Genomic DNA, 6,584 nt, shown 5'->3' with positions numbered 1-6,584 from the left:
CCAATAGCCAAAAGCTACTCTCAAATGCTGAAATTGAGTTTAACAAAGCAAGAACGGAGCTTGTAAAAGCTCAAACTTCTACCGAAAAGCAAAAAAACGCCGCAGTAATAAGAGAAATAGCTAGTTATGATGACCAACTACGCACAAAAGAAGCTGAGATAATCACAAATGCGGTATTTGGCTATGCTAGTGGTGGGGTAGCAGTCCCACAAGACCTATCAGAAAGAATGATAACTACAATCGATAAAATCACGCCAAATAGCTAATGAACCCAAATACATTTTTAAGCGGTTGGAAACCAGCTGGAAAGCCATATGTAGAGCAAAAAAAGGATTTGCTCCTAGCTAGAAATAAAGCATTAAATAAGATGGTGGAGCTTTTACATAAGCAACTAATTAGAAAAGGTAGGCTTAAAAATAGAAGTGGTATTTTTTATCATCCAACCTTAAGAGCTAATGTATATTACACAAGAGTTTATGATATAAAGTCTGGGTCAGTAGCACCATACTCAAGAGATAACTGGCTTGATTTAGGGCTTAATCAGTATTTTATGGGGCAAAGTCCATATCACTGGTATAATGGCGACCCAGGTGATGGGATATTAGATTTTGATATATTATTTTTCATATTATTATAATTATTTATAAAATAATAATCAATTTTAATAATAATTTAAATTTTATTTAATTATAATTGATAATAGATTTCATTATTGGAGAGTTATATGACTTTGGATCTATTAGAAAATGGTCAGATGGCTAAAATTCTAAATTTCAATGTAACTGAGAAGTTGCTTGAGAGATTTTTTAGTCTGGGGCTATCAAAATTTAAAACTATAAAAAAGGTAGAGAGCTCACTTGGTAGCTCTACTATTTTAATAGAGTGTAATAGAAACTTTTTAATGCTAAGATATGATGAGGCAAAAAGCATTGAAGTAGAGAGAATTTAGATGAGAAAGATTATTAAAATTGCACTTGTTGGTCAGCCAAATGTAGGCAAAACTCTACTTATAAATTCACTAAGCGGGTCGCATTTAAAAGTTGGAAATTTCCCTGGTGTTACGGTGGAAAAATCAGAGGCAAAATTTAATTATAAAAATTATGAGATTAAAATTATCGATCTTCCTGGGACATACTCGATAAATGATTATTCGCTAGAAGAGAGAATTACTAAAGAATTTATAGATAGAGATGATTATGATATTATTGTAAATGTTGCAGATTCTGCTAATTTAGAGCGAAATTTAATTCTTACAACTCAGATTATGGAGAGAAATAAGAAGATGATTTTAGCTCTAAATATGAGCGATGAAGCATCTAAAGAGGGGATAAATATCGATACAAAGGTGCTTCAAAATCTCCTTGGTATCCCTTGCATATCAGTATCTGCTAGTTTAAAATCAAATTTAAATGAATTAATGGATCGTATAATAGATATTCACAACTTGCCATATACTCCAAATAAGAGGATTTTTAGCGATGTGATTGAAGATGAGATATGGGCTATTTGCGACTTTTTAAAAGCTAAAAATGATATTAATATAGATGAGTTAAATTATAGAAATGTTGCTATTGCTTTGTTAAAGCAAGATAATAAAATTTATAAAATTTTGCACGATAAGCCAATTTGGATAGAGCTTTCAAAGGTTATTGAAAATTCTCACAACAACTTATATATTCACTACAAAACCAAATCCATAAATGAGATATTTATGCAAGAGTGCAGTGATTTTGTAAGCGGTGTGATTGCTAAGAGTGTGGCGTTTCATAGTGTTAAAGAGCTTAATTATACCAAAATGCTTGATAAAATCTTGATCAATAAATACATTGGAATTCCTATATTTTTGTTTTTTATGTGGTTGATATTTCAGCTGACTTTTACCCTTGGAGCTGTGCCTATGGACTATATAGAGGCTGGGTATGTGGCGTTGGGTGATATGATAAAACAGAGTGTAAGCAATGAGCTTATATCATCTTTATTAGCTGATGGGATTATCGGTGGCGTTGGTGCTGTGTTGTTATTTTTGCCTAATATAATTATTCTATTTTTTGGCATTGCACTTTTAGAGACTACTGGATATATGGCTAGGGTGTCATTTTTGCTAGATGGATTTTTTTCATAAATTTGGTCTGCATGGCAAGAGCTTTATCCCTTTAGTAACTGGCTTTGGCTGTTCTGTTCCAGCGTTTATGGCTACTAGGACTTTAAAAAATGAAAAAGATCGCCTTCTTACGCTTTTTATCATAAATTTTATGAGTTGCGGTGCTAGATTGCCAGTGTATGTGCTATTTATAGGTGCTTTTGCTCCTGAAAGTCAAGCTGGTAATTGGCTATTTGGAATTTATATTTTTGGGGCTATTTTAGGTCTTATCGCAGCGAAAATATTGCGTTTAACCGCATTTAAAGGTCCAGATGAGCCATTTGTCATGGAGATGCCAAAATATATAATGCCAAATTGGAATATTATATGGTTTATGGTCTATAATAAGGCTAAAATGTATATTAAAAAGGCCGGGACTTTCATTTTAGCAGCAGCTATACTTATATGGTTTGCAAGTAGCTTTCCATTCCAAAGTCAGGTTAAAGATAGCTATAAGCAAAAGATAGAGCTAGCTGCAAATGATGATGAAAAAGATAGATTATCTTACGAATTAGAAAATATCTTAATAGAAAATAGTTATCTAGGTAAGGCGGGGAAATTTATTGAGCCGATTTTTGCTCCTTTGGGATTTGATTGGAGATTGAGCGTTTGTATAGTTAGTGGTTTAGCAGCTAAAGAGGTTGCTATATCTACAATGGGCGTTTTATACTCATTAGGTAGTCAAGTCGATGAAACAACTCAAGGATTAACCCAAAAGATACAAGAGTTAATACCATTAGAAGTGGCAGTAGCGTTTATTCTATTTATTATGCTTTATAATCCATGTTTGGCTGCTACGATTGTCTTTGGCAAGGAAGCTGGCGGGTATAAGTATATCTTTTATCTATTTATATTTACAACATTTGTTGCTTATATTATCTCATTTATTGGGTTAAATATTGCAAAGCTATTTTGATGGCTTTGTGATATTTTTGATTTTAACTCTTTAATAAAATATTTAGATTTTATTTTTTTGCTTTTGCTAAAATTGTCCAAATTTAAATTTTAAGGTTGTATAATGATAAAATACATAACTACAATAATTCTTGCCATTACTGCGCTAATGGCTAATCCAAAAGGTGGTGATATGTCAAATTTAAAAGAGATATATTTAGGTGGTGGGTGCTTTTGGGGTACTCAAGGGTATTTTGATCGTATCAAAGGCGTTAAATACACTCAAGTTGGTTATGCAAATGGAAAAAGCCAGGAAACTAGCTATTATGAGATAAGCAAAACTGATCACGCTGAGGTTGTAAGAGTGCGATTTGATCCAAATGTAGTGGATTTAAATGAGATTTTAGAGCACTATTTTCGCATTATAGATCCATTTTCTATCAATAAGCAAGGTAATGATATAGGAAGGCAGTATCGCACCGGAATTTACTATAGCGATGAGAGTTTAAAGCCTATTGTAACTGAATTTATAAGGGCTAAACAAGCTAAATTTGATAAAAAGATAGCAGTCGAAATAGAGCCTTTGAAAAACTATGTAGAAGCAGAAGAGTATCACCAAAAATATTTAGAAAAAAACCCAAATGGATATTGCCATATAGATTTAAATTTAGCCAATAAACCTCTATATGATGAGAGCAAATTTAAGCTCCCTAGCAAAGATGAGCTTAAAAATACTCTAAGTGATTTAGAGTATAGGGTAACGCAAGAAAAGGCCACCGAACGCCCATATAGTAGTAAATATGATAAATTTGATGAGCGTGGGATATATGTGGATATAGTGAGCAAAAAACCGCTTTTTAGCTCTAGTGATAAGTATGATGCTGGGTGCGGATGGCCTAGCTTTACTAAGCCTATAACGACTGATGCGACTGGCTATAATCGTGATCTAAGCCATGGTATGGATAGAATAGAGGTTACTTCTAGGCTAAGCGGAAGCCATTTGGGGCATGTTTTTGATGATGGTCCAAGCGATAAAGGTGGATTGAGATATTGTATAAATGGCGCTTCTTTGGAATTTATCCCTTATGATGAGATGGATAAAAGAGGCTACTCTGAATATAAAATTTATGTTAAATAATTAAAATTTTATGGGAGATACAGAACTCCCATTTTATTTTAAATTTATTAAATTAGCTATAAAATATTTAACTCTCTAATACGCGCGATATTTTCCCAATTAGTGTGAATATATATAAAGTAGCTCCAGTAGCTGGTGCATAGTGTAGCAAATAAGGGGTAAAATCTCTGCTCTTTTTAAGATTAATAAGATATATAACACAGCAAATAATAAGTACAAAAATATTTAAAATTAGATTAAGAGCATACCAAACCACAAAGCTAAAAGTGCTAAACACTAGGCTTGGCGAGATGCTTTTCTTAAAGCCATATCGCAAAATAGCCAAAGTTATAATCCATATAAGCAAAACAATGATGGGCATTACAATGCTAATTAATAATAATCCCTCAAATCCACCACTAAGTATAAAAATAAAGCTTAAAATAGTAGCGATGAAACCCCATACTCTAAGGGTTAAATTTTCGCAAAACTTACATATTAAATATACACAAACAAGAGCTATTATTCCTACTATTTCCATCTTCTATCCTTTAATATGATGATATTTTACAATAACCTATTTATTTTCATCACTCTATAGTCATTTTGAAAGCCATATTGGCTAAATTTCAAGCTATTTTGGATATATCTCTACTAATATATGAACTAGCTCTTTGTGCTTTGATAACTCTTTTTTGATAGATTCTATATCTAATGGCTCATCTGAGCTTAAAGAGATTATACAAGCGTATTTATCCTTTGCTACTTTTATAAGATGTAGATCCTTGATGATTAGATCACTTCTAAATAGGCGTAAAATATCGATAACTTCACTAACTATTGGCTCATTCATATTTGCATCAAGCAGTATTTTACCTGATTGCCTTAGCAGTCCCATAGCCCACACTAAAATTAAAATAGCTCCCACTATCCCCATAAGCGGATCAAGAAAATCAGCCCCAAATAAAAGCCCAAAACTTAAAGCTATTATAGCTAAAATAGAAGTAAGCGCATCAGCTATGACATGCATATAAGCAGCCTTTAAATTTAGATCATCGTGGTGGTGATCGTGATTATGATGATCGTGGCTAGACCTTAATAGCCAAGCACAGATTAAATTCACCACAAGCCCTATAATAGCGATGAAAATTGCCTCTTTATATGCTATAGTTTGCGGGTTTATAAATTTTAAAATAGAGTGATAAATCATCAAAAACGCAACCACCAAAAGAGATAACGCACTAGTATAACTAGCTAGAATTTCTATCTTATATGTGCCAAAATTAAATCTACCATCGCTTTTATATCTATTTGATATAATGTAGGCAAAATATGCTAGTCCCAGTGCTAAAGCGTGAGAACTCATATGCCAACCATCAGCCAAAAGTGCCATTGAGCCAAAATATATCCCGCCTATAATCTCAGCTACCATCATAATTATTGTGAATATTATCGCATATAGTGTATTTTTCTTAGCAATATCATTTGAAGAGTGAAAGCCATGGTCGTAGGCGTATCGCATTTGTGTGTGATTTATCATTTTATCTCCTTAATTTTATTAGCTTCAGTTATTAAACTATTTTTATAAAGCTCTCTAAGCTTAAGCGAGTATTGTCCGATTTTACCGCCATTTATGGCTTTGCCATCTGCTTTTATAACTGGCAAGAGTATTATTGTCGTAGCACTTATGAAGCACTCATCTGCGTTATATACTTCACTCATGCTAAATTTACGCTCTTGGACTTTTAGACCAATTTGTGTGGCTAAGCTTAAGAGTTTATTACGCCTAATTCCTGGTAAAATCTCATTAGATAGGGGTTTGGTTATCAAAGTGTGATCTTTTATGATAAAAGCACTACTACTTCCAGCTTCAGTTACATAGCCATTTTCTACCATAAAGCACTCATCAGCCCCAGCTATCGCAGCTTGATTTTTAGCGTAGCATTGACCTAGTAAAGAGATGGACTTTATATCGCGTCTTTTCCATCTTATATCTTCAGTGGAGATTATGCTAATACCGCTTTTGGATTTTGGATTTTCAAGGACGCTATCAGCAAAGGCAAAAGCCATTATAGTTGGTTCAATCCCTTTTACAAAGATAAAATCTCTTGGGGCAATCCCACGGGTAATTTGTATATATAATCCACCTTCTTTAAGTGAGTTTATCTCTATTAGTTTGTTTAAGATTGCTTCAAATTCGCCCTTAGAGTATGGTAAATTTAGGCTAATTTCGCTCAAACTCCTTTGAAATCTATCCCAAAATCCATCCCTTTCTACCATGGTTGAATTTACCACTGGTACTACCTCATAAATCCCATCGCCAAAGATAAATCCACGATCAAATATGCTTATTTTAGCACTATCTTTATCGATAAATTTGCCATTTAAAAAGACTTTTTGCATGGAGATCATTGCTGCCATTTTGACTCCTTT

The 6,584-nt window shown here is 33.2% G+C and carries 6 protein-coding genes and 2 pseudogenes; 5 read left to right on the top strand and 3 right to left on the bottom strand.

Annotation, left to right across the window (positions count from 1 at the left end):
- The 5 genes and pseudogenes from CSUIS19072_RS06155 to msrB all read left to right on the top strand — a co-directional run.
- Window positions 1–266 (top strand): annotated as a pseudogene (locus CSUIS19072_RS06155) (hypothetical protein); the annotation flags it as partial.
- A complete protein-coding gene (locus tag CSUIS19072_RS06150; protein ID WP_086293616.1) occupies window positions 266–637 on the top strand; it encodes a hypothetical protein in 372 nt (123 codons plus the stop codon). The pseudogene CSUIS19072_RS06155 and the gene CSUIS19072_RS06150, both read left to right, overlap by 1 nt.
- 87 nt (window positions 638–724) lie before the next feature.
- A complete protein-coding gene (locus tag CSUIS19072_RS06145; protein ID WP_086293615.1) occupies window positions 725–949 on the top strand; it encodes a FeoA family protein in 225 nt (74 codons plus the stop codon).
- A pseudogene (gene feoB, locus CSUIS19072_RS06140) lies at window positions 950–3,056 on the top strand (ferrous iron transport protein B).
- Window positions 3,057–3,203: 147 nt separating this feature from the next.
- Window positions 3,204–4,172: a peptide-methionine (R)-S-oxide reductase MsrB gene (gene msrB / locus CSUIS19072_RS06135; protein ID WP_236847929.1), complete on the top strand. Its 969-nt coding sequence runs from the start codon at window positions 3,204–3,206 to the stop codon at window positions 4,170–4,172.
- A gap of 67 nt (window positions 4,173–4,239) precedes the next feature.
- Here msrB and CSUIS19072_RS06130 read toward each other — a convergent pair whose 3' ends face one another.
- From CSUIS19072_RS06130 to CSUIS19072_RS06120, 3 genes are all read right to left on the bottom strand, one after another.
- Window positions 4,240–4,692 (bottom strand): hypothetical protein, encoded by a 453-nt coding sequence (locus CSUIS19072_RS06130; RefSeq protein WP_086293613.1) that lies wholly within the window; start codon window positions 4,690–4,692, stop codon window positions 4,240–4,242.
- A gap of 93 nt (window positions 4,693–4,785) precedes the next feature.
- Window positions 4,786–5,691, bottom strand: coding sequence for a CDF family Co(II)/Ni(II) efflux transporter DmeF (gene dmeF / locus CSUIS19072_RS06125; RefSeq protein WP_086293612.1), 906 nt, complete (start codon window positions 5,689–5,691; stop codon window positions 4,786–4,788).
- Window positions 5,688–6,572 (bottom strand): D-amino acid aminotransferase, encoded by an 885-nt coding sequence (locus CSUIS19072_RS06120; RefSeq protein WP_086293611.1) that lies wholly within the window; start codon window positions 6,570–6,572, stop codon window positions 5,688–5,690. The genes dmeF and CSUIS19072_RS06120 overlap by 4 nt, the downstream gene beginning before the upstream one ends.
- Window positions 6,573–6,584: the final 12 nt, after the last annotated feature.

The organism is Campylobacter sp. RM19072 (genome assembly GCF_024723485.1).
Taxonomy (GTDB): Bacteria; Campylobacterota; Campylobacteria; order Campylobacterales; family Campylobacteraceae; genus Campylobacter; species Campylobacter porcelli.
The sequence above is the reverse complement of the archived record's forward strand: the minus strand, read 5'-3'. Positions and strand labels throughout refer to the sequence as shown.